Below are 25,868 nucleotides of genomic sequence, written 5' to 3'. Positions count from 1 at the left end.
TCTCTCCTTCGTCGAGATGACAAAAATGGCGATACGAACTTTATTGTTTTATAAACGTTGATAAGATTTTTAAAGCCTCAAAATTAGTTGATAACCAGTATTTTTTGGAATTTGGGACTTAAAAATTGAAATTTTCACTAAAATCTGTAACCTAAATAAAACTCCTCTCGTCTTATGAAGTATCAATCAATTAAAAACAAAATATTATGTTAGCAGGAATTTTAGTACCACTTAGTTTTTTTCTAATGATCTTCGGGATTGTTTATCTTATTTATTCCACCAGAAACCGGGAACGTTTGGCACTTATAGAAAAAGGTGTCGATGCCAGCATTTTTTTGCAAGGCAGGGAAAAAGGTGTTCCGATCTGGAAAATCTTAGTTGTTAATCTGGCTTTTTTATTAATCGGCAGCGGCGTTGGAATTTTTCTTGCGTTGCTGATTACCACTTACACTTCTTTAGAAGATGGTGCCGTTTATCCATCTATTATCTTTATAATGGCAGGAATTGGACTTTTGACCGGATTTAAAGCAGCAAAAGACTTAGACAAAGAATAAATAAGAATTTAAGTTAGTAAAGAAAACGCATTTGCCGCAGCAGATGCGTTTTTTTATTCTTTAGACCCGATGGTTTCGTAATAAACATCTACAGAAAGTTTGGGCTGCATTGATGCCATAACGGCCAGTTGGTCACAACGTTCGTTTTGCGGGTGATTGTTATGGCCTTTTATCCATTTAAAATCGACCTGATGTTTGCGGTAGATCACTAAAAACCGTTTCCATAAATCTGAATTTTTCCTGCCGGCAAATTTCTTTTTTTCCCAGCCTAAAACCCATTTTTTTTCAACGGAATCCACGACGTATTTAGAATCAGAAATCACAAGTACTTTCATATTTGGGTTTTTTAATTTCTCCAAACCAACAATTACCGCCAAAAGTTCCATTCTGTTGTTTGTTGTCAGGCGAAAGCCTTCGTAAAATTCTTTTTTATGCGGTGTTCCAACCAATTCCATGACTACGCCATAACCTCCGTTACCCGGATTTCCTTTTGCAGCGCCGTCTGTATATATATGTACTTCGTGATTCATTTTTTTTAGACTTCTTAGATCGTTAGATATTTAGACTTCTTAGATTGTTAGATTTTTGGATTGCTGGATCTTTAGATTTTGGATTGCTGGATCTTAGACAGCTTAGAATGTAGGATTTTAGACTTTCTGTATTTCTATTAGGCATGCTTAAATACTTCTAATATCTAAAGAGTCTAATAATCCAAAAATCTAACAATCTAAGAAGTCTAAATATCTAACGATCCAAAAATCTAACATTCTAATAATCTGGAAATAATTTCCGGAAAATACTTTTGTTCCAATTCATGGATTTTTTCGGCCACTGTTTCCGGTGTATCTTCTTCTGTCAGCAGTACATTTTTCTGAAAAATAATACCGCCTTCATCATAATGTTCATTTACATAATGAATAGAGATTCCGGTTTCTTTTTCTTTGTTGTTTACTATTGCCCTGTGAATGTGCATTCCATACATACCTTTTCCCCCGTAATTAGGTAAAAGCGCAGGATGAATGTTGATAATTTTATGAGGATACTGTTCAATTATATGGTCCGGGAATTTCAATAAGAAGCCGGCAAGGACAATCAGATCCGGATCGATTTCCTGTATTTTTTGCAATAAATTTCTTTCTAAAAGTTCTGTTTTAGAGAAGATTTCGACAGGAATTTGATAATTTTTGGCTCTTTCGATAACTTTTGCCGAAGCATTATTGGTAAAAACCGAAACGACTTTTGCGATTTTCGTTTTTGCAAAATGTTTTATGATATTTTCGGCATTACTCCCTGATCCTGAGGCAAAAACAATAATTTTTTTCATAATCGAATTTATTTTGAGAATGCAAAAAACGGAATAAAAAACGAAAATAAATAGTATTAAAAGGGCTTTCTTGAAATTAATTTTATAAATTAGTATCACATTTATAAACTAAATAGTTGTTTTAAAATAAAGTTTTTTATTTTTGCCAACAAATTAAATTCTAAAATTAAAGATTATGTCAGACATTGCATCAAGAGTAAAAGCGATTATCGTAGACAAATTAGGCGTTGACGAAAACGAAGTTGTAACAGAAGCAAGCTTCACTAATGATTTAGGGGCTGACTCATTAGACACTGTTGAGCTTATTATGGAATTCGAAAAAGAATTTGATATCCAAATTCCAGACGATCAAGCAGAAAACATTGCTACTGTTGGTCAAGCTATTTCTTATATCGAGGAAGCTAAAAAATAATAATACCACACCCGAATTCTAAAAAACTCAAATTTGAAATTCCAAATCCCAAAATTGGTTTTGTTTTTTTAAAATTGGAATTTATGGAAATCGGGTGTTATTATTTTTTTAAAATTTAAAATTCGATTGGTTTTCAATCAAAAAGATATATTTATATTGTAATACCCATAGCTCTTAAAGTAACACTACAGTTAAGAAAGCATGGGTTTTATTTGTTTAAAGTACAAAATACATATTTATGACGTTAAAGCGAGTTGTTGTAACAGGATTAGGTGCTCTTACTCCTATCGGGAATAATATCCAGGATTATTGGGAGGCACTTTTGAATGGAGTTAGCGGAGCCGCTCCTATCACGTATTATGATACAGAAAAGCATAAAACGAAATTTGCTTGCGAAGTAAAAAACTTCAATATTGAAGATTACATGGATCGCAAGGAATCCCGAAGATTGGATAAATTTGCCCAATACGCTGTTGCCGCAAGTGATGAGGCCATTAAAGATGCCGGACTTACGAATGATAATATCGACAAAACAAGAGTTGGTGTGATCTGGGGAGCAGGAATTGGAGGTTTGGAAACGTTTCAGGAAGAAGTAATTTATTACGCTAAAGGTGACGGAACTCCAAAATTCAATCCGTTCTTTATTCCAAAAATGATTGCCGATATTGCTCCTGCGCATATTTCAATGCGTAACGGGTATATGGGTCCAAATTATACTACTGTTTCTGCATGTGCCTCTTCTGCAAATGCCTTAATAGATGCTTTCAACTACATTCGTTTAGGAATGTGTGATGTTATTGTATCAGGTGGTTCAGAAGCTGCCATTACGATTGCTGGTATGGGAGGTTTTAATTCTATGCACGCTTTATCTACCAGAAATGAAAGTCCGGAAACGGCTTCAAGACCTTTTGATGGAACCAGAGACGGTTTCGTTTTAGGAGAAGGAGCAGGAGCTTTGGTTCTTGAAGAATACGAACATGCTAAAGCACGCGGAGCAAAAATTTATTGCGAAGTTGGCGGTGGCGGAATGTCATCTGATGCGTACCACTTAACAGCACCACATCCGGAAGGAATTGGAGTTATTGCAGTAATGAAAAATACATTAAGAGACGCAGGAATGACTCCTGAAGATGTTGATCACATCAACACTCACGGAACTTCTACTCCATTAGGAGATGTTGCCGAACTAAAAGCAATTAGTGCTGTTTTCGGAAGTCATGCCAAAAACATCAATATCAACTCTACAAAATCGATGACAGGACATTTACTGGGTGCTGCCGGAGCTATTGAAGCAATTGCTTCTATCCTGGCAATGAAACACGGAATTGTTCCTCCAACGATTAACCATACGGTTGTGGATGAAAATATTGATCCTGCATTAAATCTGACTTTAAACAAACCTCAGAAAAGAGAAGTAAATGTTGCGATGAGTAACACTTTTGGTTTTGGTGGACACAATGCTTGTGTATTGTTTAAAAAATTAGCTGACTAGTTTTGTCTATGAATTTTATCAAAAAAATATTTTCAAAATCCCGTTCTCTAGAAGACGGGATTTTTTTTGACACTATTCAGAAAATACTTGGTTTTGAGCCCGCTTCGATAGGTTTTTATAAGAAAGCTTTTACACACCGCTCTTCTAACAAGCTGGATGAATCCGGGCACCCCATTAATTACGAACGTTTAGAATTTTTAGGAGATGCCATGTTAAGTGCTGTTATTGCAGCACATTTGTTTAACAAGGCACCTAATGGGGATGAAGGCTATCTGACTAAGATGCGCTCAAAAATTGTAAGCCGGGAACATCTGAATGAATTAGGGAAAGACCTGAACTTAGTTCGGTTTGTAGAAAGCAAAGTGCCCATTCATCATTTTGGAGAAAATATTCATGGTAATATTTTTGAATCCCTGATTGGCGCTATTTATCTGGATAGAGGATACCCTTTTTGCGAAAAGTTTATTCAAAAAAGAGTCATCATTCCGTATGTTGATATCGCCCGACTTGAAGGGAAAGTAATTAGCTATAAAAGTTTGGTTATCGAATGGTGTCAGAAAGAAAAGAGAATCTTTCATTATGATATTTTTGAAGATAACGGAATTGACGGGCAACGTTTGTTTGGCGTAAAATTAAGTATAGACGACAAAGTAATTGCAAGAGCGAGAGCAACTTCAAAAAAGAAAGCAGAAGAAAAAGCATCGCAGCGTGCCTATTTTGCATTTCAGGAAAAAATAGATAAGAAATAACTACATAAATAGCATGGCTTTGTTAAAGCTACAACGTTTTCGTTTATAAATTAACAAAAACAAGCTAATCTTAACTATTGATGCTCCGTTAGAAATAGTATATTTACAACTTGATTTTTCATGATATGGCAATTCATAGATTGGATTTAGACGAATTTGACGAAATTGATTATTATTTAATGGCAATTCATACTTCTTTAGAAGATTACCGACTGGCCTATTTTATCAATAAAAAACTTCCGATAAGCTTAAGTAAGAGCAAGAACGAGATCCACGCTCAGACTAAGCAAGGTGAAGCAAATTTTTCCAGATTTTACTATTATGATTCTGAAAAGGCCGTTTCATGGAATCTGATTCAGAATAAAAATGAAATCATTTCAGTGAGTACAAATGATTTCCAGAATTTGTTTTCCAATGAGACGAGTGAGGTTTCTACAACAATTCATTTACTTCCTGAATTCAAAAAAGTAGATTTTTTCCTGAAAATCGATATCAGCGACGAGGCTGTTGATTATTCAGAAATCCAACAACAGTTAAATGCAATAGAGAGTATCGCAGCTATATATGTTGTGGATACAAACAAAATAAAGTCAAAAAACAATTTAATTTTTTAAAAAAAATGCTTACAAACAAAAAAACCAAAATTGTAGCCACACTTGGACCTGCATGTGGAACTAGAGAGATTATCAAAGATATGATCGACGCAGGTGTAAATGTGTTTAGAGTTAACTTTTCGCATGCTGATTACGAAGGAGTAAAAGAAAAAATTGGAATTATCAGAGGCCTTAATGACGAGTTTGGTTACACTACGGCAATCCTTGGAGATTTGCAGGGGCCAAAATTGAGAGTGGGGATAATGGAAGAAGGAACTGTAGTAAATGATGGTGATCTTATCACTTTTACTACTGCCGAAGACATTATCGGAACGGCTTCAAAAGTATTCATGAAATACCAGAATTTCCCAAATGATGTGAACCCGGGAGAGCGCATTTTGCTTGATGACGGTAAACTTATTTTTGAAATTATTTCAACAGATAAAAAAACAGAAGTTGTAGCTAAAGTAATTCAGGGTGGAGAATTAAAATCTAAAAAAGGAGTTAATCTTCCGAACACTAAGATTTCTTTACCGGCTTTAACTGAAAAAGATATTGCAGATGCTATTTTTGCTATTGAGCAAAAAGTAGACTGGATTGCGCTTTCATTCGTGAAAACGCCTCGTGATTTACAGGATTTACAGGAATTGATTGCACAACATTCAGATGTTAAAATTCCGATTATTGCTAAAATTGAAATGCCGGAAGCTCTTGAGAACATGGATAAAATTGTAGCGTATTGTGATGCCTTAATGGTTGCCCGTGGAGATTTAGGAGTTGAACTTCCTGCACACGAAGTACCATTAGTACAAAAAGACCTGATCAGAAGAGCAAAAACGGCCAGAATTCCGGTTATCGTTGCGACTCAGATGATGGAAACCATGATTACCAGTTTAACGCCAACAAGAGCAGAAGTAAATGACGTTGCCAACTCGGTAATGGATGGTGCTGATGCCGTAATGTTGTCCGGAGAAACTGCTACAGGAAATTATCCGGTACAGGTAATCCAGAAAATGACTCAGATTTGTGAAGCAGTTGAAAACTCTCCGCTTATCAATGTTCCTCAAAATACGCCGCAAATCAAAACAAAACGTTTTATTACTAAAACAGTTTGTCACCAGGCCGCTTTATTGGCGAATGAAATTAACGCAAAAGCAATTTGTACGTTAACAAACAGTGGGTATACCGCTTTCCAGATTTCTGCGTGGAGACCTTCTTCAGCACATATTTTGGTATTTACTTCAAACAGAAGAATCTTAACACAATTGAATTTATTATGGGGAGTAAAATCATACTACTATGATAAAGACGAAAGTACAGATGATACGGTAACTGACGTTAACAGAATAGCAGTTGAAAAAGGATACGCTGTAAAAGGAGATTACTTAATTAACCTTGCGGCAATGCCAATTAAAGATAAAGGAATGGTAAATACGATGAGAGTTTCTGAAATAGAATAATCATTTCGTTTTATTGCGATAACAACCTATTAAAAAAAGGGTTTATGAAAATTTCATAGACCCTTTTTTATTGGTGATTGGTGTAGTTTATTTTTTCCAGTAAGGTTTGATGATTTTGTTTTCTTTGTGACTTAAAGCCAGTAACACTATTGCTGCGATAAGACAAAACAGCGTGGCTTGTATACTGCCTTCCGGCCCAAATTCTCCCCCGGTTAACAGGACTGATCCCTGTATTTTGCTTTCCAGTAAACTTTTGGTTTTTTCGTTTCCGGAAGTGATCGCACCAAAAATGCCCGACTGGGTAAAATTCCACGCAAAATGCAGCGCAATCGGAAACCATAAATTTCGGCTGTAAACAAAAGCGGCACCCAGCAAGAAACCGGCAAACGTAATACACACTCCCGAAAGCAAAGTGCTGTTTGGATTTGCCATGTGCAGGGCTCCAAATAAAACAGCCGAAATACTCAGGGCAATATAAGTACCCAGTTTTTCCTCAATGATACTGAAAACAATACCGCGAACCAATATCTCTTCAATAATGGCAATTGTAAAAGCCACGGTAAGCGGAATCAGAATAAATGAAACCGGATTTACGGCAACAATACTAAATCCTCCACTAATGTAAATTACCAGAATCGTTAGGGCCTGCAGCACAAAACCAATTAAAGTTCCTGTGATCAGATTTAGAGCCAGTCTTTTTGACGATAATTCGGTTACGGCTCTTTTTTCATAATAGGTAAAGAAAAGAATATAACTCGTAACGGCTAAGGCCGAAACAAAAATTCCTTTAAAAAGATTTCTGAAGTCTTTATTCAGGGCAGTCATTCCAAGTAATTTTGCGGCAATTTGCTGTCCGATAATTACGAAAGCCATAAAGACAACTAAGGCCAGAATGATTTTGGTAACCGGAAAATTAAATATTTTTTGTTTGGCGGTAAGCGTTTCCATTTGAGTTTGATTTAATGATTAACATGAGACAAATGTAGCCCGCATTAAAACCAAAAAATAGAATGAAATTTGCCTCTCCTATAATTTTTGAAATTGTTTCGGAAGAAACCCGGTTTGATTTTTAAACGTCCGTATAAAGTGGCTCTGATCGGCAAAGCCGCACTGAAAACTAATTTCGGTCAGATTGTTTTCTTTCGAATCGATCAGTGATAGCGAACGGTTTATTTTTATCCGGCGCATGTATTCGCCAAGCGTACAGCCAAAATATTTAGGAAAATGTTTTGAAATGGTAATCGGACTTAGATTTAAAACCTGCGCCAGATCATGAAGATTTGGATTTTCGTTCCAGCAATCGTTGAGTAATTCTTTTAAGCTTTTCACCCAAAACGGACTTTTTTCGAATTGGTCCAAATGCGCATTCGGGTTGGATAGTTGCGCAAACAGCATGTTGATCGTATCGCCCGAAAAAGTATCGGCAACCAGGGATTCTTTAAAAATCTTAAGGATCAGAAATTTGGTAAGAGTGGTGTTCCGCACCGATTTTTCGATAATGGATTCGTTGATCTGAAGTTCTCTGAGTACGTTTTCTTCAATCTCGAGGTTAATATTTTTAGACGGAAAAAGCGTATTATGGTTCAGGTGCAATTCATCGCTGTGGTAAAACAACAGCGAACCGGGACCGACATCAAGACTGGAATTTTTTCGTTTTTCAGACGTGCCGCCTCTCAGGAAAAGCGTAATGTGAGCATTGTTGTGCGAGTGCCAGCCTTCAAAAACTTTCTGCTGATACTCTGTTTCTACCACGGCAATTCCCTGACTGTTGTTGTAAATGTTTTTGGTATTGCCTAAGTATTTCTCTTTTTCGAGTTCGTACATTATTGTTGGAATTACAGCAACCAAATTACTACTAATTCAGAAACTATGAACTGTTATTTTTTCCCGATTGTCAAAAATAACTGCTTTTGCAGATTTTGTACTATTTTACGCCTTAATAAAAAGATTATGAAAATATTAACCGCAGAAGGGCAATAAATTACATAAAATTTAATTGTTTTGTAACAAATTAGAAACATCACAGACTAATTTATTCAAACCTTAAACATTAATTTATGAATCCATTTTCATTCAAATCGGTACTTGCGGCTTCGGTATTTTTTGTTGGAGCAAGCAGCTGTTTTGCACAGGACGTTTTGGTAAACTCCTTAAAACTAAATGCGAGTGATAAAAGTAAAGAGAACTTTAAATTCACGGAACAAATCAATTTAGGAACAACTTCTGTAAAAACACAAGGCTCTTCAGGAACCTGCTGGAGTTATTCTACCAACTCTTTTTTAGAGTCAGAAATGATTCGTTTGGGAAAACAGCCGGTTGAATTGTCTCAGATTTATTCGGCAAGAAATGTTTATGTTGAAAAAGGAATCAATTATGTACGTATGCACGGAGCAGTTACTTTGGGTGACGGTGGTGCCTTGCACGATGTAATTAATATGTATAGAAAATACGGAACCGTTCCTAGAGAAGTCTACACAGGATTAAACTACGGAACCGATAAAAATAAATTTGGAGAAATGTCTGCGCTTATCGAAGGCGTTTTGGCGGCTGTGGTAAAAAATCCAAACGGAGAATTAACACCCAACTGGCAAAAAGCGTATGCAGCGGTTATTGATTCGTATTTAGGAAAAGTGCCGGATAATTTTACGTACAAAGGAAAAAATTACACGCCACAATCTTTTGCGAAAGAAGTAGTAGGAATCAATCCTGATGATTATATCGAAATGTCATCGTTTACAACAGCGCCGTATTACCAAAAAACACTAATGGCTGTGCCGGACAACTGGTCTTTTGATCAGGTGTACAATGTAAAAGTAAACGATATGACAGACGTTATCGACAATGCTTTGAAAAAAGGATACACAGTAGCCTGGGCAACGGATGTAAGTGAAAAAAGCTTTAGCTGGAAAAATGGTGTTGCGTATGTTCCGACCAAAAAATTCGATGATATGACTGCCGAAGAAAAAGCAGACATGTTTAACGGACCAAAACCGGAACCGGAAATCACACCTGAAATGCGTCAGGCTGCATTTGACAATTACACCACTACAGACGACCACGGAATGCACATTATAGGTCTTGCTAAAGATCAGACCGGAAGAGAATATTACATCGTAAAAAACTCCTGGGGAGAAACAAACGACTACAAAGGTTTCTTGTTTGTAACCAAAAATTTCGTGAAATATAAAACTACCGCTTTGTTGGTAAACAAAGGCGGAATTCCTGCTGAGATTGCCAAGAAGTTAGGAGTGTAAGTTTATCTTGATTTTAGAATATATAAAAGCGCTGCAAGAGATTGTGGCGCTTTTTTTTTTAGTTTTTTAAAACTTTCATCTTTTAAAAAAATTAATCATTTAGATAAAGATGTATATTTGGCCACTAAATTGTTTAATACTTTTCTTTCAAAAAAACAATGGCGAAAAATAAGAAATAAATGTAAAAGGCATTGATGTTGCTTTGTTTGAGGATAATAAAGAGGATTTTATTTCCCTGACAGATATTGCAAGACACCGTGATGATGAACGTAGTGACTATATCTTACAAAACTGGATGAGAAACAGAAGCACCATTGAATTTATTGGCTTGTGGGAAAAATTCAACAATCCTGATTTTAATTCCATCGAATTCGATGGAATTAAAAATATGGCCGGGGCTAATAGTTTTTCGCTAACTCCTAAGAGATGGATCGAATCTACTAACGCTATCGGAATTATCTAGAAAACGGGGAGATATGGAGGAACGTTTGCTCATAAAGATATTGCCTTTGAATTTGCCACATGGTTGAGCGCAGAGTTTAAGTTTTATTTAATAAAAGAATTTCAACGTTTAAAAGAAGAAGAAAATAGCACTAAAAAGCTGGAGTGGAATTTGCAAAGAACTATCTCTAAAATTAATTATAGAATACATACAGATGCAATAAAAGAAAATCTAATTCCGATAAGCTTAAAAATAAATCAAAAAAAATTTATTTATGCAGATGAAGCCGATATATTAAATGTTGCTTTATTTGGTAAAACAGCAAAGCAATGGCGTGATGAAAATCCTAACGAAAAAGGAAATATTAGGGATATAGCATCTATTGAACAGTTAGTTGTCCTGTCTAATCTTGAAAGTATAAATGCTATGCTAATTCAACAAGAAATAGAACAAGAGGAACGATTAATAAAACTGAATGAAATCGCTATAAACCAAATGAAATCGCTTATAAATACAACGATATTAAAGAATATTAAATCATAAAAAATCATCAGGAGCAACAAGCGACGATGAGAGTTTCTTTTTCTAAAATTTTTTAAATCCATTTAGTGAATTAATCATGTATTATATGATTGCTCAAATGCGAGCAAATTTTTAAATCAATCACTTTCCTGAAGTCGGGAAGTTGATATTAGATAAATAGTGCATCGAAAAAAACATATGGAGAAACAAACGACTACAAAGGTTTCTTATTCGTAACCAAAAATTTCGTAAAATATAAAACGACTGCTCTATTAGTAAACAAAGGGGGGCTTCCTACTGAGATTGCTAAGAAGTTAGGAGTGTAAGTTTATTCTCAAATTTTATAAAAATAGCGCTGCAAGCAATTGCAGCGCTATTTTTTTTGGAAATTGGCAAGTTTTAAATCACGTATAAGTACTGGAACTGGTTGTGTTAGGTGTTCTTAAATTCGTCTTGATTAAGTCATTAACAGGCGTTTCCCGAAAAGCCGGAACAGAGTAGGGCGATCATATAAACAAACAAACCATGTCAACACCCCAAGTAATCACAGTACCCATTACAGATCAACAGCATCTGTTATTTTTATTTATTCCCCTAAAAAAAGGTTTTCTAACCCAGGCAATGGGAGAAGTTCAAAAAGTTAAAGAAGCAGCAGCTTTGTTAACCGCTCCGACCGGAGATCTCCGTAAGACAACGGGAGTACATTATTTTACCATTTATGCGCAGGCAGACGGAACTCCAACTCCAGGAATACCTGTTCCGGGATTTCAGTCTTATCCGGGAAAAGATGTATTGGTGGTCATGTCGATCTATGACGGGCAATTTGATGATTATATCAGAGCGTTCTTCAAGATAGACGATATTGTAAATGGTCTAAACGGTTTGTTGCATCTTATGGATGAAGAGGGAATTCCCGGTGTAGACCCAGACGGACCAACATCGGCAAAATTTATAAGCGGAAAAGACAGAGGCGGGGTGGTTAAAAACGCAGCAGCATTTTACTGCTTGCTGATGCGTTATAATTTTGGAGATCCGGTTTTCTCAGCAGGAGATAAAAAGGGAAAATATGTTTTTGGGACCAATTTTCCGGGGCTTACAGTAGCAAAAATTATTGATAACTATCCAAATGCCGATAAAGTATGGCCACCAGTTCCGGGTGAGGTGAGTTATAATTTTCCGAAAGCTCAAAAACCGGATTGCGAATAATTTTGAATCTAATCTTAATGAAGATAAACTATGAGCAATTCCAGTCAAATTGAAATGAATGACATACAGGGATTAATATTACGGGGCTATAATTTTCCTCATATCAGATATATTATTTTCAGTATAAAAAATACCGACGGGGCAAAACAGTTTTGTGCAGACCTGGCTTCGGGAACTGCTCCCGGTGGTTTGTCGATAACCAGTGCAGAGCCATGGGAAAACATGGAAAAACCGGACTACTGTCTTAATATTGGTTTTACGTATTCAGGTTTAGAAAAACTTATAGGTGCAGCTAATAGTAATGTAGTAAACCTTTGTTCAAGTGCCGAAGTGTTTAAAGCCTTTAAAAAAGGAGCAGTAAAAGATGCCGGACAAATTGGTGATACCGGAGAGAGTGCTCCTGCGAACTGGTGGAAAAACGGTGGCTGGATATCAGAAGAACCGCCAAGCGCTGATGGCAGTGAGCTTCATATTCAGGTAACGCTTTTTACTTTAACCCCTGAAAACAGAGAAAAATACTATGCGGCTTTGCTGCATATGATAGCGCAAACACCATCAGGGCCAGCTGTAATTCCGGTATATTATCAGGATTCAGATCCTGTTACGGTCGATGGAAATTCAGATTATGTACATTTTGGATATCGCGACAGTCTGTCTCAGCCCCGCATTGATGATATTATATGGGACAAGCCCAAAATGCGAAAATTAATGGGCATCAGCAGTATCGATGACCGGCCAAAAGTACCACTCGATCGTTTTGTGATCAGCCAGCAGGCGCAGGATTACAATGCCCATACCTTATTGGTAAACGGTACCTTTTCGGCGTTTCGATTGTTGTATCAGGATGAAGCCAAATTCAATGCCTTTATCCATTCCAGCAAGGAAACTCCGCCCGAATTAATGGCTGCAAAAATGTGCGGACGCTGGCGTGACGGCACGCCTCTCGTTGTATCTCCTGACAAAGAAGATAAAAGCTTGGGAGAACCCAGTACCAAAAACTTTAATTTTACGAATTTCAATTACTTAACGCCAAGCCCGAACCAGCAAGGTGATCAGAGCAGTGATGAACTGGCCTTGAAATGTCCTTATGCAGCGCACATTCGGAGAGCAAACCCGCGCGACGATATAAACGTAACCGGCAATGACGATAACGCCGAAACCCATCGGATTGTAAGACGTGCATCGCCGTACGGACCCGTTTATGATCCTGGTGAAAAACCAGGTATACAACGTGGATTGGTTGGATTGTTTATTGGCGCCGTTCTTGATTTTCAATTTCGGTTTGTAACCAGGCTCTGGTTAGAACAAGGGGGTTTTAGAAATCCCGATGCATCGCCAAATTATAGCGGAGTAGACCCGATTTTTGGACCACAGGCCGAAGATACCAGTCCGGATGATTTTGTCTTTGCCTACAATAAAAACGGAACTTATACAGAAACCCCAAACCTGACGCGTTTTGTACGTACAGACGGAAGTTTGTATTTGTTTTTACCGGGAATCTCAGGTTTGAAATACATCTCGCAAGGGATAATTCCGCCGCCACTTACTGTAAATTAAAGATAGGAAGGAGCTAATAGTTTTCAGTTTTTATTCTGAAAAAGAAACCGTAACAAATTTATTTTTATTAAAATTTGTTTCAAAAACGGTAACAATTTTTTTTAAATTTTAATTTTGTTTCGCTTTTTGAAACAAAATATTTTTAATTTCTTTTTTGTTCAAAAAACTTTGAGATGTAAATAAAACACACCAAAACAAAAAAAGAGAGATTTCAGACGAGACCTCTCTTTTTTTGTTTTGGTGTGTTTTAAAAAGAATTACTTCTCCTTCAACAATTTTTCTAAATATTCATTTTTCTCTTTTTCAGCCTGAACCAAACGCTCGTAAAGCTTTCTGTTTTCTTCAATAAATTCCATCATTTTATCTAATGGATTGAACGAACAATTGTTTGGTTGTAAAGTTGCTCCATTGCTATGACTAAAATCATTGTCATGAATGTTATTAAAAAAATTAAAAGCAGCTTCCTCAGAGAAATTTTTAATGGCATCTACGGTTACACCAAGAGCTTTTGCTACTTCAATAAGTTTTTCTTCATCTACCGTTTCGCTGTTTTCAATAATCGAAATAGCTTGTTGGTTGGTGCCTAAAGCCTGTGCCAATGCTTCCTGCTTCATATCACGAAGTTCACGAATACGGCTGATTTTTCGGCCTATATGATTTGGTTTTGTTGCTGTGCTCATAGTTCAAAGATATTTAAAATTGTTGAGAAATAATCGGTTCTGTACGATACAAGTTTACATTAGTGACTTATAATGATTCGATTCGGGCTAATGCTTCCTTGTATCTCGCGAGACAAAAGTATAACTTTTCTTACATAAAACAAAAACAAATAGCGGTGCAAGTTTAATTTTATCATTCGGACAAAGCGGCAATCATTGATCTTTCCAAATTTAGGAATTCCTTTTTCTCCCCACAAACCGAATAACAGATCCGGTGCCGACATGAAATTTTCCTTCATTGAGCCTAATTTCTTCCTCTTCTAAAATTATGATTTCATAATTCGAAAAATCCGAGGCTATTTCAGCTTTAGAAAACAAATCATCGATATTGTCCGGTCCGCCCACTTTTGGATTTTCTTTTTTAAAAGCGATGTGGTTTTTGCTGAACGCTTCAAAAATAATAAGGCCGCCCGGTTTCAGGTATTCGCTTAGTTTTTTGTGGAGCGCTGATTTTGTTTCTGCCGAAAAATGAGCATAAATCAATCCAATCGCATCAAACGATTCTTTTTCAAATTCAAGCGCTTCGAGATTACCGACCACATAATGTAAGTTCACGTTGTTTTCGCTGGCCAGTTGCAGGGCTTTAATTTGCGCTTCAGTGCTTAAATCAAACGAAGTGACCTTCCAGTTCAGCTGCGAGGCAAACACGCCGTTACGGCCTTCGCCATCGGCCGGCATTAAGATCGCTCCGGGTTTAAATTTCGGAAGCCATTCCTTAAAAAAAGCATTCGGTGCTGTTCCGTAAGCAAACTCGGTGTCTTTGTATCTTTCGTCCCATTTCTGACTCATCTTTTTTCGATTAAAATTGATGCTTCAAAAGTACTTTCAAAACGGTTTTAACGAATAGGACAAAAATGCAGTTTGCTATAACTTATCTGAAGTTTTGCCGAAAGGTTTCCGGAGAAAATCCGATATGTTTCTTAAAGAAACGAATGAAATAAGAAACATCTTCATACCCCATATACCCCGCAATCTGATTGACCTGATGGGTTGTGGCCAGAAGGTATCGTTTAGATTCCAAAAGGATGGCTTCGGTAATCAGTTCAGAGGCCGTTTTGTTTACTAAGGTTTTGGTAATGGCATTTAACTGGTAAGAAGTCAGATGCAGCATTTCGGCATAAGAGGAGGCTTGTTTGTGCGTGAGAATATGAATTTCCAAAAGTTCCAAAAATTCTTCCAGACGCTCCTGCGCATACGAATTGGCAGGTTCTTTTGAATCTTTGTTTTGCTCCCGAATCAGTTCAACGAAAAGAATGTTAAGATTGGCTTTGATGATTTCAGTATAATTCTCCTGCGGGTTTTTATATTCTTCAAAAATATAAGCTAACACAGGAAGTACTTTTTTGAATTTGTTCTCCTCAAGAGCATAGTGATTCTGATAAGCTGCCTTGCGTAAAAAAGAGCTGTTGTTTTTGTCGTCAGACGAATAGAAATCAGTTGTCAGCTGAATCATATATCCGGAGCAGTCCGCTTTTAATTCCAAACCATGTGCCTGTCCGGGACGGATCAAAAACACGCTGTTATCTTTTACGTCATACTTTTTAAAGTCAATAGCATGAAGGCCTTTTCCTTTTTCTAAAACCAGGATATGAAAGAAATCATGCCGGTGTAAGGGCTGCACCATATCTTTTCCCGAAAGCAAATCGGCAAGATCCCGAATGCTGAAATGCTGAAAAGAATCAGATTTGTTAGAAGTTGCATCGATACGCCGAACGGGGATTTTTTCCATTTGTTTTTGATGTTGTACAAATGTACAAAACATTGCGATTTCGATGTAAGGAGAAATTAGACCGGAAACGCTGTAGTTTTTTTTACCATATAAGTGGTGTAAGTTCATTTAATGTTGTGTGTCATTTCGACCGAAGGGAGACCCGAGCGATAGCGAACAGACGAAGTAAATAGCAGTAGAAACTCCGCTCCTAAAATCGCCAATCTTTGTCGATCATCTGGTGTGATTTCTCCCTCCGGTCGAAATGAGACAGGAACTATAATCGCCAATTTTTGTCGATCATCTGGTGTGATTTCTCCCTTCGGTCGAAATGAGACAGGAACTATAATCGCCAATTTTTGTCGATCATCTGGTGTGATTTCTCCCTTCGGTCGAAATGAGACAGGAACTATAATCGCCAATTTTTGTCGATCATCTGGTGTGATTTCTCCCTTCGGTCGAAATGACACAGGAACTATAATCTCCGATCTTTGTCGATCGTCTGGTGTCAATTACGACGCAAGGAGAAATCACACGAGAAACTCCGTAACTATAATCTCCAATCTTTGTCGATCGCTTGGTGTCATTTCGACGTAAGGAGAAATCACACAAGAAACTCCGTAACTATAATCACTAATCTTTGTCGACAATATAATGTGATTTCTCCCTTCGGTCGAAATGACACACGAAACCCTGTAACTATAATCGCCAATCTTTGTCGATCAACTGGTGTCATTTCGACGCAAGGAGAAATCGCACAAGAAACTCCGTTCCTAAAATCGCCAATCTATGTCGACCATTTGATTTGATTTCTCCCTTCGATCGAAATCACACAAGAAACTCCGTTCCTAAAATCGCCAATCTTTGTCGATCATCTGGTGTGATTTCTCCCTTCGGTCGAAATGATAAACTGGACTAATAATATGGTTGACATATATAACAAAAAAAAGACCATCATTTCTGATAGTCTTTTCTGCTCCCTCTCTTGGGCTCGAACCAAGGACCCTCTGATTAACAGTCAGATGCTCTAACCAACTGAGCTAAGAAGGAATCACCTTAAAGGTAAATATGTTTGCTAAAAAAAGTTGCTCCCCCTCTTGGGCTCGAACCAAGGACCCTCTGATTAACAGTCAGATGCTCTAACCAACTGAGCTAAGGAGGAAGTTGTTGCTCTTTTTAGCGAGTGCAAATATAGTTGATTTTTTAATTTCGCAAAAATATTTTAGCACTTTTTCTCAATTATTTTTATCTGCCTACAATTGCCTTGTAGATATCGTTTCCGTTAGCAAACAAAAGCAGTGCTATAAGTAAAACGAAACCAACCATTTGGGCGTTCTCTAAGAATTTATCGCTCGGTTTTCTGCCGCTGATTATTTCGTATAATAAAAACATCACGTGACCTCCGTCAAGCGCAGGAATTGGCAATAAATTCATAACACCAAGCATAATTGACAATAAAGCCGTGATCGACCAGAACACTTTCCAGCTCCATGAACTCGGAAAAATGTTAAAAATTGCTGCAAAACCACCTACTTGTTTGTACGCTTTGGTTTCCGGATTGAAAATCATTTTAAGCTGTTTTCCGTAACCTACTAACTGGTCTTTACCTTTTTCAAGTCCAACCGGAATAGATTCCAGGAAACTATATTCTTTAGTGCTTATTTTATAGTAGCCTAATTTTTCTAAAGAAGATAAATCAACGCCACCTGCAACAACACCCAATTTTCCGTTCTTATCTACTTTTAGGGTAACAGGAGTTTGCTTTAAATCACGTAAAACAACAGCCGGAATTGTTTTTCCTTTGTTGTTTGCTAAAATAGTAACTGCCTGATCGTAGTATTTTGCCTGTTGACCGTTGATGCTGACAATTAAATCTTTTGATTTCAGCTCCTTATTGGCAGATTCAGCAGGAACATCTTTTATCGCAAAAGGTGTACGAATTGATACCAAAAGACCTTTTTCGTGTTTCGATAACTGATCTACAAAATCAGTTGGCATAGTAAGTGTTTGCTGTTTTCCGTCTCTTTCAATCAATATGTGTTTACCCATGATGATGTTCATGTTTAAATCACTGTCAAAATTAACCACTTGTTTACCGTCTATAGCAACAAGTTTATCTCCCGTTTTAAAACCCGCTTTAAGCATCACCGGATTTTCAACCAGAATACCGTCTTTCAGATCACTGTTCGCTACATAAGTATCGCCGTAAGCAAATGCCATTCCGATGTAGATAATAAATGCAAGGATAAAATTTACCGTAACACCTCCCAGCATAATAATCAAACGCTGCCAGGCCGGTTTAGAACGAAATTCCCAAGGTTGCGGAGGCAGGGCCATTTGTTCTTTGTCCATGCTTTCGTCAATCATTCCGGAGATTTTTACATAACCTCCAAGCGGTAACCATCCGATTCCGTATTCTGTTTCGCCGATTTTCTTTTTAAGAAGAGAATATTTAACATCAAAAAATAAGTAAAATTTTTCGACTCTTGTTTTAAATAATTTAGCAGGAATAAAATGTCCTAATTCGTGAAGAATAATAAGTAAAGATAAACTCAATAGAAATTGAGAGAGTTTGATAACTATATCCATTTTGTATTTTTAGTTCGTAATTTAACGCACAAAAGTAACGTTTCTATTTTAATTTGATAGTGCAAGATAATACATAAGGTTTTAAATGTTTGTTAATTAATAAACATTTAGATTTCTCCTTTTGGGCAGATGCCTTAACTTTACTTTTTTAAACGCTATCGTACCCAATAGGTAGCACACAACTATTAAAAGTTACAAAATATGGCTTCATTATTATTTTCTCCACTTACAATAAAAAAAATTACCTTAAAAAACAGAATTGTTATTTCGCCTATGTGCCAGTATTCCGCAGTTGACGGATTTGCAAACGACTGGCATTTGGTTCACTTAGGAAGTCGTGCCAGTGGCGGAGCAGCTTTGATCATTCAGGAAGCGACAGCCGTTTCTCCCGAAGCGAGAATATCTCCGTCAGATCTTGGAATCTGGAAAGACGAGCACATTCAAAAATTAAAACAGATCAACGAATTTATCGTTTCTCAAAACTCCATTCCCGGAATTCAATTGGCGCATGCCGGACGAAAAGCCAGTGTTTCGGCTCCGTGGGAAGGCAATAAAAAATTAGATTTCGCTCATGGCGGATGGCAGACGGTTTCTGCGAGTGCGATTCCGTATCACGACGACGAACCGTTTCTTCCGGAAGCTTTAGACCAAAATGGAATCCGAAAGGTAATTTCAGATTTCAAAGCAGCGACCAAAAGGGCTTTTGCCGCGGGTTATCAGGTAATGGAAATTCATGGGGCACATGGTTATTTATTGCATCAGTTTTTATCGCCTTTAACGAATGTGAGAACCGATGAATATGGAGGAAGTTTTGAAAACAGAATCCGTTTTACTTTAGAAATTGTCGAAGCCGTTCAGTCCGAATGGCCCTCAGATTTGCCGTTATTCGTTCGAATTTCAGCAACAGACTGGGCAGAAGGAGGATGGAATCCCGAAGAATCTGTAAAGCTTTCGAAAATATTAAAAGATAAAGGAGTAGATCTTATCGATGTTTCTTCCGGAGGATTAGTATCACATCAAAAAATTCAGATTGGTCCCGGTTATCAGGTTTCTTTTGCTGAAAAAATTAAGAAAGAAGCCAATATCCTGACCGGTGCAGTAGGCTTAATAACCGAAGCCCAACAAGCCGAAGAAATTTTGAATAACGGTCAGGCCGATTTGATTTTATTCGCGAGGGAATCTTTAAGAAACCCAAACCTGCCTTTGGATTTCGCCAAAGAACTAAACGACGATATTCAGTGGCCCAAACAATATGAACGCGCTAAGATTTAATTTTTTTTTTTGCCACAGATTATTTTGATTAAAGGATTAAAAAAGGTGGTCACGAATTTCACGAATTTTCACAAATCAGTGCGTGTAAAAAAGCTAAATTAATTCGCGGAAATTTGTGAAATTAGTGGCAAAAAAAAAATCTTTCCAATCACAATAATCTGTGGCAAAAAAACAATACAAAAATTCAATGCAGTAAAAAAGCATTAAATGAATTCGCGGAAATTAGTGGCAAAAAAATCTTTTTTTAATCACAAAATCTGTGGCAAAAGAAATTTTCAATCACAATAATCCGTGACAAAAAAACCAAACGAAAATGCAAAAAATAAAAACAGCACTATTATCATACGGAATGTCGGGGAAAGTTTTTCACGCCCCGTTTTTAAACCTTCATACGGGATTTGAATTATTAGGTTCCTGGGAAAGAAGCAAAAAACTCATTCAGGAAGATTATCCTAACGTAAAAAGTTACCCTTCTATTGACGAATTATTAGCCGATGACGTCGATTTGGTCATCGTAAATACCCCGGTTGGGACCCATTACGAATATGCAAAAAAAGTATTATTGGCCGGAAAACATGCCGTTGTAGAAAAAGCGTTCACCACTACTGTGGCCGAAGCCGAGGAACTGGCAAAAATTGCAAAAGACAAAGGACTGAAGTTGGCCGTTTTCCAGAACCGACGCTGGGACAGTGATTTCAAAACCGTTCAAAAAATAATCAGCGATGGAGTTTTAGGAGATTTGGTCGAAGCCGAGTTTCACTTTGACAGATACAATCCGTTGTTGAGCCCGAAAGCCCATAAAGAAACTGTGAATGATGGCGCCGGAATCCTAAAAGATTTAGGGCCGCATTTAATAGATCAGGCGGTTGCTTTGTTTGGCTCACCACAAGCCGTTTCCGGTGATATCAGAATGACAAGAGAAAATTCTTTAGTGGACGACTGGATCGATGTAGTATTGATTTACGCTGATTTAAGGGTTCGTCTAAAAGCCGGTTTTTTTGTTAGGGAAGCCAACCCCGCATACACGCTTCACGGAAAAAAAGGATCTTTCCTGAAACCCCGCGGTGATGTTCAGGAAGACGATTTAAAACTCGGAAAAAAACCAAATTTAGAATCCTGGGGAACAGAATCGGACACTTTACAAGGCTTGTTGCATACTGAAATCAACGGAAAAGAAGTCCGTGAAAAAGTACCAACACTTCAGGGGAATTATTTTTCATTTTTTGATGGTGTTTACGAATCAATTGCAAATGATAAAACAGAACCGGTTACGGCACAAGATGGTGTAAAAGTAATGCAGATTATAGAAGCTGCTATTGCGAGTGCTGCGCAGCAAAAGGTTATTATTCTTTAAGGGTTTTTTGCCCGCAGATTTGGCAGATTACGCGGATTGACACAGATTTCTTGAATTCTTTTATCCTTGATCCCGATAGCAGTGCGCGTTTTTCGTGCCACTTCCGATAGCTATCGAAAAGGCAAAAAAGAAAAACCCGTGTCAATCCGCCTAACCCATAAAACCCGCGCCCCAATACCTTTTCTGCTTCATTAAGCGTACAATTTATAAACAATAACGTTATAAATCAGGGAACCGAAAGGGTTTGGTAGTCTGTAAAGTAGCTTTTTAGTACTTTTGCCACACAAACATTAAATGCATTATTTTGATCAATTTCAATCCATTATCATTCTTTCAGGCCAAAGGGAAAATTAAGAAAGTCTACAGAGAAGCAAAGGCTTCTTATTTAAACCGAATTCGTTTTGCTGTCGGAATGTTTTATTTTGGAATGGGTTTAAGTTTTGCAACCTGGGCAAGCCGGATTCCGGATATTAAAACCGCACTGCACCTCACCGAAGGAGATTTAGGATCTATACTTTTTGCATTGCCCGTAGGTCAGTTGGTAATCATGCCTTTTTCAGGAAAAATGGTAACTAAATTCGGGAGCCATCGTATCTTGATTTTTTCGCTGATCATGTATGTTTTATGCCTTGCCAATTTAGGTTTGGCAACGACCGTTTTGCAATTATCGTTAGGCTTGTTTTTGTTCGGATTGTTTGGAAACTTAGCCAACATTGCCGTCAATACACAAGGCGTTTATACCGAAGTTCTTTTCAAAAAAACAATCATGTCGTCTTTTCACGGCATGTGGAGCTTTGCCGGATTTACAGGAGCTTTGGTCGGTTTGGGCATGTTAGCCTTAAACTTAAGCCCGCTGCACCATTTTTTAATTGTTGGTGTAGTAGTGCTGCTTATGGTTGCTTTTAATTTCAAATTTCTGGTGAGAGCCAAAGAAAAAATTAAAGCAAAAACCGGAGAAAAGAAAAAGCTGTTTGTGAAACCGGACAGCGCATTAATCTGGCTCGGCGTGATTGGTTTTTGCAGTATGGCCAGCGAAGGAGTTATGTTTGACTGGAGTGGCGTTTATTTTAAAGATGTTGTGGAAGCACCGGGACCATTAGTGGTTTTAGGATACACTTCATTCATGATTATGATGGCAAGCGGTCGATTTTTAGGAGACGGAATGATCAATAAATTTGGCCGTGAACGCGTCATGCAAATCAGCGGTGTGATGATTTCTGCCGGACTTTTTACCGCAGTTTTTCTTCCTTATATTATACCTTGTACGATTGCTTTTATGCTGGTTGGACTGGGAGTTGCGACAATTGTTCCAACAGTGTACAGTATGGCAGGAAAAAATCCGACAGTTCCACCCGGAGAAGCTTTAACGATAGTTTCCAGCGTTAGTTTTTTGGGATTTTTAATGGGACCACCGGTAATCGGACACATTGCCCAAAACTTCGGACTTCAGTTCTCCTTTGCTTTTATCGGAATCTTTGGTGTTCTGATTGCGTTTATGGTTTCTAAAATCAGAACTACTTAATTAAGCATCTTTTTCGAATATTTTATAGCACACCATAAGATCTCATGACGAAATCAGATTAGTGTAAATTGGTATGGATTTAGAATTTTTTATTCATCTATAAAATAAAATAGTAAGAAAAGTATTATTTTAATTAATAATACTATCTTTGAAGCATGAACGATAGTTCTTCTATTATAATACCTTTTTTTCCAAAGACCAATTGTATCCTTTGATGTAATGATTAAATGTTTTGTTTTTAAAACATTCTAATCCTAAACAATTTATCAAAGTTAATTGGTGATCTCCATGAGAAAAAAGTATGTATTGTTTTTTATTTTGCTGCCTTTTGGACTTGCTTTTGCACAAAAGGAAATTGCCATTTCAGGAATTGTGATTGATGCAAAAACACAAAGTCCCTTAGAGAATGTTGTCGTAAGCATTCAAAACTCTTCTGTCACACAACTTACTACAGCAAATGGAAAATTCGTTTTGTATTCTTCCCTTAAAGGAGAGCAATTGCTTTTGCTGCACAGTCAGGGATACAAAGATCTGCTGCTGAAAATTAATATCTATGCCAACCTTACTTTAGGAACCTTACAATTGGAAGATAATTTTACAGATGAGGTACAGGGAACTTTGATTACCTTGCTGGATAGTGATTTGTCGGATGATAACAGTTCCAGCGAAATGACTTCTGGTCTTCTGCAATCTGCGAAAGATGCTTTTTTTCAGGCCTCCGCTTTTAATTGGGGACAAGCCCGGTTTAAGGTTCGCGGTCTGGACAGTGAAAACGGTACCATGATGCTTAACGGGATGCCAATGAATAAAATTTACGACGGAAGACCGCAGTGGGGAAATTGGGGAGGATTAAATGATGTTCTTCGAAATCAGGAATTTTCTATTGGTGCGGCTTCTTCCCTTTATACTTTTGGAGGCATTTTAGGAACACAGCAAATTTATACGCGGGCTTCCTTGTACAGAAAAGGAGAACGTATTTCGTTGTCGGGAAGTAATACAACTTATAACTGGCGTGCTACAGGAACTTACGCTTCAGGTATGAATTCTGCAGGCTGGGCGTATGTCGTTTCAGCAGGGAAACGTATTGGAAATGAAGGTTATTTTGAAGGAACCAATTTCGATGGGGAATCTTTTTTTCTAAGTATCGAAAAAAACTTAAACAGAAGGAACGCGATTAATTTTACAGGATTTTACACGCCAAATTCGCGTGGAAAAAACTCCGCCAATACAACTGAAGTTACTGCATTGACAGACGGAAAATACAATTCCTATTGGGGTTGGCAAAACGGAAAAAAACGAAATGCCAGAGTAAAAAATATCGAAGAACCGCTTTTAATGCTGAACCATTATTTTAAAATTAATGAAAAAACGAACCTGAATTCGGCCATACTGTACCAGTTTGGTAAAACAGGAAACAGCAATATTGATTATCAGAATACACCAAGTCCGGATCCTGTTTATTATCGCAAATTACCAAGTTATTACAGCTCCATGTATGCTTCTGATAGAGGAGAGTTCTCCGGTGATTTTACTCCGGATTATAAAAATGCCGAAAAAAGTAAAGAATTGTTTTTGAAGAATACTCAGATTAACTGGGAAGAAATCTATCGTGCCAATCAGAAACCCATAACAAATGCTGACGGAATTATTACAGGGTATGGGCCAGTGCAAAGTCATTATGTTTTGTACGAAGACCGGACAGACGACAAAACATTTGCCGCAAACTCAAACGTAAACATACAGCTTACAGAAAACAGTGCTTTTGACGGCGGAATTACTTTCCGGAATTTAAAATCACACCAGTTTCAGTATCTTTTAGATTTATTGGGAGGCGAATATTTTATGGATATTGATGCGTTCTACATCGGCAATCAGGCACAATCTGATTTGCGAAATCCAAATCGACAGGTAAAAGCGGGAGATCAGTATGGGTACAATTATAATTTTTTGGCAACCACTATTGATGCTTTTACACAGTTTAAATTCAATTATAAAAAAACAGAGTTTTATCTGGCACAATCTTATTCTGTGTGGGATTATCAAAGAGAAGGATTGTATCAAAACGGAATTTATCGAACCACTTCCCTTGGTAAAAGTCAGAAAGTAAGTTTTGAAAATTTTGGTTTCAAAGGCGGATTTACTTATAAAATTTCAGGAAAACAAGGACTTTTTTTTAATGGAATGTATCTGACAAAAGCACCCTCCCTTCGCAATACTTTTTCAAATTCGCGGCTCAATAACTCGATTGTGAACGGAATTGAAAATGAAAACATAAGCAGTATAGAAGGAAATTATGTGTACCGTTCGCCCAAACTTAAAATCAGGACAACCGTTTATTATAGCCTGATAAAAAACACGACCAAAACATCTTTTTTTTATGCCGAAGGAATTTTTGACAAAGGAGCCGGTTATAATAATACGGATGCTTTTGTAAGTCAGACTTTAAGCAATTTAGACAAGAAAAACAGCGGAGCTGAACTTAGTTTTGAATATCAGGCTTCAGCAACATTAAAAACAACTTTATCTGCTGCATACGGCAATTATACCTATAGCAGTAACCCGAATGTTTCGATCACCAATGATGCCAATGCTGCAAAAGCAAATACACAGGCCACTTTTGATTTTGGAGAATCCTATCTTAAAAATTACAAACAGCCGGGTATGCCGCAACAAGCCTATTCATTAGGTTTGGAATACAGGGATCCTAAATTTTGGTGGCTTGCTGCGAATATTAATTACTTAACCGATAGTTATATAGATGTTTCCCCAATCGCAAGAACCAGTCGTTTCTACGTCAATTCAAAAAGTGGTTTAGCATTTCCCGAAGCCACAGAAGAACGGGCTTCTGAACTACTAAGACAGGAAAAATTCAGTCCGGTTTCTTTCCTAAATATTACAGGAGGAAAGTCCTGGCGGATTTTCGGAAAATATGTTGGTTTTTTTGCGAGTGTTAATAATGTTTTTGATTCGTCGTATAAAACCGGTGGGTTTGAACAGGCAAGAAATGCCAATTTTAGAGCACTTAATCAGGATGTTTCGAGTAAAACCCCATCGTTTGGTCCCAAATATTTTTATGGATACGGAAGAACTTATTTCGTAAACATTAGTATCACTTTATAAAACTTAAAAACAGATTATA

The 25,868-nt window shown here is 37.3% G+C and carries 21 protein-coding genes, 2 tRNA genes and 1 pseudogene; 14 read left to right on the top strand and 10 right to left on the bottom strand.

Translation table 11 applies throughout. From position 1 onward, the window contains the following. Nucleotides 1–206 precede the first annotated feature (206 nt). Entirely contained in the window at nt 207–554 is a 348-nt protein-coding gene (locus HAV12_RS00285; protein WP_132032583.1) for a DUF6249 domain-containing protein, read from the top strand. A 53-nt stretch (nt 555–607) separates the two neighbouring features. Here the strand turns inward: HAV12_RS00285 and rnhA are convergent, their stop codons facing one another. Next, nucleotides 608–1,084 carry a ribonuclease HI gene (gene rnhA / locus HAV12_RS00280; protein ID WP_132032581.1) on the bottom strand — a complete coding sequence of 159 codons (477 nt, stop codon included), beginning with the start codon at nt 1,082–1,084 and terminating at the stop codon, nt 608–610. Nucleotides 1,085–1,314: 230 nt separating this feature from the next. Beyond that, nucleotides 1,315–1,878 carry a phosphoribosylglycinamide formyltransferase gene (gene purN / locus HAV12_RS00275; RefSeq protein WP_171567976.1) on the bottom strand — a complete coding sequence of 188 codons (564 nt, stop codon included), beginning with the start codon at nt 1,876–1,878 and terminating at the stop codon, nt 1,315–1,317. Nucleotides 1,879–2,053: 175 nt separating this feature from the next. Between purN and HAV12_RS00270 the strand changes: the two genes are divergently transcribed. From HAV12_RS00270 to pyk, 5 genes are all read left to right on the top strand, one after another. After that, nucleotides 2,054–2,290, top strand: a complete 237-nt coding sequence (locus tag HAV12_RS00270; RefSeq protein ID WP_007137004.1) for an acyl carrier protein — start codon at nt 2,054–2,056, stop codon at nt 2,288–2,290. Between the two features lie 238 nt (nt 2,291–2,528). After that, entirely contained in the window at nt 2,529–3,782 is a 1,254-nt protein-coding gene (gene fabF / locus HAV12_RS00265; protein WP_132032577.1) for a beta-ketoacyl-ACP synthase II, read from the top strand. 8 nt (nt 3,783–3,790) lie between these two features. Beyond that, nucleotides 3,791–4,531 carry a ribonuclease III gene (rnc, locus tag HAV12_RS00260; protein WP_171567975.1) on the top strand — a complete coding sequence of 247 codons (741 nt, stop codon included), beginning with the start codon at nt 3,791–3,793 and terminating at the stop codon, nt 4,529–4,531. Between the two features lie 125 nt (nt 4,532–4,656). Further along, nucleotides 4,657–5,145, top strand: coding sequence for an IPExxxVDY family protein (locus tag HAV12_RS00255; RefSeq protein WP_171567974.1), 489 nt, complete (start codon nt 4,657–4,659; stop codon nt 5,143–5,145). Nucleotides 5,146–5,150: 5 nt separating this feature from the next. Next, nucleotides 5,151–6,584 (top strand): pyruvate kinase, encoded by a 1,434-nt coding sequence (gene pyk, locus HAV12_RS00250; protein ID WP_171567973.1) that lies wholly within the window; start codon nt 5,151–5,153, stop codon nt 6,582–6,584. A gap of 87 nt (nt 6,585–6,671) precedes the next feature. On the opposite strand, the gene HAV12_RS00245 is transcribed toward pyk, so the two are convergent. Continuing rightward, on the bottom strand, nt 6,672–7,532 hold the full coding sequence (locus HAV12_RS00245) for a CPBP family intramembrane glutamic endopeptidase (protein WP_171567972.1): 861 nt from the start codon (nt 7,530–7,532) through the stop codon (nt 6,672–6,674). Nucleotides 7,533–7,610: 78 nt separating this feature from the next. Next, complete coding sequence (locus HAV12_RS00240) at nt 7,611–8,408, bottom strand: AraC family transcriptional regulator (RefSeq protein WP_171567971.1); 798 nt, start codon at nt 8,406–8,408, stop codon at nt 7,611–7,613. 233 nt (nt 8,409–8,641) lie between these two features. Between HAV12_RS00240 and HAV12_RS00235 the strand changes: the two genes are divergently transcribed. From HAV12_RS00235 to HAV12_RS00220, 4 genes and pseudogenes are all read left to right on the top strand, one after another. Beyond that, nucleotides 8,642–9,838 carry an aminopeptidase C gene (locus HAV12_RS00235; RefSeq protein WP_171567970.1) on the top strand — a complete coding sequence of 399 codons (1,197 nt, stop codon included), beginning with the start codon at nt 8,642–8,644 and terminating at the stop codon, nt 9,836–9,838. Between the two features lie 175 nt (nt 9,839–10,013). Next, nucleotides 10,014–10,823, top strand: a pseudogene (locus HAV12_RS00230) (KilA-N domain-containing protein). A 504-nt stretch (nt 10,824–11,327) separates the two neighbouring features. Then, complete coding sequence (locus HAV12_RS00225; RefSeq protein WP_171567969.1) at nt 11,328–12,008, top strand: hypothetical protein; 681 nt, start codon at nt 11,328–11,330, stop codon at nt 12,006–12,008. A gap of 30 nt (nt 12,009–12,038) precedes the next feature. Then, complete coding sequence (locus HAV12_RS00220) at nt 12,039–13,565, top strand: hypothetical protein (protein WP_171567968.1); 1,527 nt, start codon at nt 12,039–12,041, stop codon at nt 13,563–13,565. A gap of 257 nt (nt 13,566–13,822) precedes the next feature. Here the strand turns inward: HAV12_RS00220 and HAV12_RS00215 are convergent, their stop codons facing one another. The 6 genes from HAV12_RS00215 to rseP all read right to left on the bottom strand — a co-directional run bounded on the left by HAV12_RS00215 (nt 13,823) and on the right by rseP (nt 18,581). Then, the gene (locus tag HAV12_RS00215) at nt 13,823–14,245 is read right to left on the bottom strand and encodes a helix-turn-helix domain-containing protein (RefSeq protein WP_171567967.1); all 423 of its coding nucleotides are present in this window, start codon (nt 14,243–14,245) and stop codon (nt 13,823–13,825) included. A gap of 210 nt (nt 14,246–14,455) precedes the next feature. Then, nucleotides 14,456–15,073, bottom strand: coding sequence for a bifunctional 2-polyprenyl-6-hydroxyphenol methylase/3-demethylubiquinol 3-O-methyltransferase UbiG (locus HAV12_RS00210; protein WP_171567966.1), 618 nt, complete (start codon nt 15,071–15,073; stop codon nt 14,456–14,458). 82 nt (nt 15,074–15,155) lie between these two features. Continuing rightward, complete coding sequence (locus HAV12_RS00205) at nt 15,156–16,013, bottom strand: helix-turn-helix transcriptional regulator (RefSeq protein ID WP_171567965.1); 858 nt, start codon at nt 16,011–16,013, stop codon at nt 15,156–15,158. A 955-nt stretch (nt 16,014–16,968) separates the two neighbouring features. Further along, nucleotides 16,969–17,042 (bottom strand) — tRNA-Asn (locus tag HAV12_RS00200). A 38-nt stretch (nt 17,043–17,080) separates the two neighbouring features. Next, nucleotides 17,081–17,154 (bottom strand) — tRNA-Asn (locus tag HAV12_RS00195). An 83-nt stretch (nt 17,155–17,237) separates the two neighbouring features. After that, entirely contained in the window at nt 17,238–18,581 is a 1,344-nt protein-coding gene (gene rseP, locus HAV12_RS00190) for an RIP metalloprotease RseP (protein ID WP_171567963.1), read from the bottom strand. A 201-nt stretch (nt 18,582–18,782) separates the two neighbouring features. On the opposite strand from rseP, the gene HAV12_RS00185 reads away from it, so the two are divergent. The 4 genes from HAV12_RS00185 to HAV12_RS00170 all read left to right on the top strand — a co-directional run bounded on the left by HAV12_RS00185 (nt 18,783) and on the right by HAV12_RS00170 (nt 25,849). Then, complete coding sequence (locus tag HAV12_RS00185; protein WP_171567962.1) at nt 18,783–19,853, top strand: NADH:flavin oxidoreductase/NADH oxidase; 1,071 nt, start codon at nt 18,783–18,785, stop codon at nt 19,851–19,853. 313 nt (nt 19,854–20,166) lie between these two features. Beyond that, nucleotides 20,167–21,207, top strand: coding sequence for a Gfo/Idh/MocA family oxidoreductase (locus HAV12_RS00180; RefSeq protein ID WP_171567961.1), 1,041 nt, complete (start codon nt 20,167–20,169; stop codon nt 21,205–21,207). 304 nt (nt 21,208–21,511) lie between these two features. After that, nucleotides 21,512–22,729, top strand: coding sequence for an MFS transporter (locus tag HAV12_RS00175; RefSeq protein WP_171567960.1), 1,218 nt, complete (start codon nt 21,512–21,514; stop codon nt 22,727–22,729). A 288-nt stretch (nt 22,730–23,017) separates the two neighbouring features. Further along, nucleotides 23,018–25,849: a TonB-dependent receptor gene (locus HAV12_RS00170; RefSeq protein WP_171567959.1), complete on the top strand. Its 2,832-nt coding sequence runs from the start codon at nt 23,018–23,020 to the stop codon at nt 25,847–25,849. The last annotated feature ends 19 nt before the right edge of the window (nt 25,850–25,868 follow it).

This window comes from Flavobacterium sp. CLA17 (assembly GCF_013112255.2).
GTDB classification, from domain to species: Bacteria; Bacteroidota; Bacteroidia; order Flavobacteriales; family Flavobacteriaceae; genus Flavobacterium; species Flavobacterium circumlabens.
Note: the sequence above shows the minus strand (reverse complement) of the source record. Positions and strands in the feature narration are given on the sequence as shown.